Below are 1,376 nucleotides of genomic sequence, written 5' to 3' on the forward strand. Positions count from 1 at the left end.
TGAGTGGTGTGCATCGTGAAGTCGCAGGTCACGGGTCTGGTGTGAATGGCGAGTTGGGTACTCGTGCCGGTCGGCGGACGATGACCATGGCGTAGTTCATCGGGCAGGTCCGGCTCTGGCGGGTTGCCGGGTTCGGCTGCGCCCGTGACCGGCTCCCGCCTGCGATCCGTCAGCAGGTCGGCAGGCCGTGAGACCGTGGGAGGGCGCGGGTGATGCAGGAGCGGCAGTGGATCACTGCCCGCCGGAGCGAATTGGACGCCCTCGCCGAGGAGTTGGCCAAGCAGCTCCAGGAGGTCCAGGCCGAGCGGGATGAACTGGCGATCGCGGAGCGGGTGCTGAACCGCCTGGCGGAGCAGGCCCGGGCCGACGCCGGGGCTGTCGCTGCGGTATCGGCGAAGGTGCCGGGCGGGCGGTCCTGCTCATCCCGCACCGCAGCGACGCGGCCGACGAGGGCGCGCTGCCCGGCGACTACCGCAGGATCCTGGCGATCGTGCGGGAGGCCGACGGCCCGGTGCAGGTCAGGGTGGTCGGTGAGCGGCTGGGTCTGGACGCCTCGGTGCGCGGCAAGCTGGAACCTCTGCGGGCGAAGATGACCAAGCTCGCCGACCGCGGCTGGCTGCAAAAGCGGGGCGACGGGCGGTTCACGGCACGTCCGTAGTCGCGCGGGGCGGGGGCGTAACTGACGGGCCCCCGACGGCAGTTGAGTTTGGTGTGAAGAAAAACAACAGTTCCGTCGAGGGCCCTGACGGCCTTGTCTACACCGCCCGCCTGCCGCTGTCGAGTGCCACCCTGAACCATCTCGCCGACCTGATACGCGGCCACCTGAAGAGGATCGGCTCCAGGTGGCGCGCCCTGCCCGCGGGGAAGATCGCCACCATCGTGCTGGCAGTGCTGCGCTGTGACCAGCGGCCCGGCGACCTGGCCGGCGGCAGCGGAGTGCACCGCACCACCGTGACCCGGTGGGTCCGGGAAGTCGTCGGCCTGCTCGCCGCCCGCGCCCCACGCCTGGACCGGGCCCTGAAGAAGATCGCCCGAATGGGCGGCGGCATCGTACTGCTGGACGGATCGGTGATCCGTACCCGGCGCAGAACCGGGAAGGAAAACCGGAAGAACTACTCCGGCAAGAACAAATGCCACGGCCTGCTCGTGATCGCCCTCACCGACGACCGGGGCCGACTGCTGTGGATCTCGGCGACCCGCCCCGGGCGCACCTCGGAGATCACCGCCTGCCGGCACGACAAGCTCACCCGGAAACTGCGGGAAGCCGGGCTCGGAGCCATCGCCGACCTGGGATTCGTCGGCCTCGACGACAGCGGCCCCGACGCCGACCCGGCAGTGATCACCGGCCACAAGGCCGCCCGCAACCGGCCCCTGAC

General features: G+C 70.6%; 2 protein-coding genes. Both read left to right on the forward strand.

The window, feature by feature from the left end; all coding sequences use genetic code 11:
* The first annotated feature begins 490 nt into the window (after positions 1-490).
* On the forward strand, positions 491-658 hold the full coding sequence (locus ACWD3C_RS48640; RefSeq protein ID WP_451155265.1) for a hypothetical protein: 168 nt from the start codon (positions 491-493) through the stop codon (positions 656-658).
* A 53-nt stretch (positions 659-711) separates the two neighbouring features.
* Positions 712-1,376 (forward strand): transposase family protein (locus ACWD3C_RS48645; protein WP_451155267.1); only part of this gene is annotated, 665 nt, incomplete at its 3' end.

The sequence above is a fragment of the Streptomyces sp. NPDC002845 genome (genome assembly GCF_053591955.1).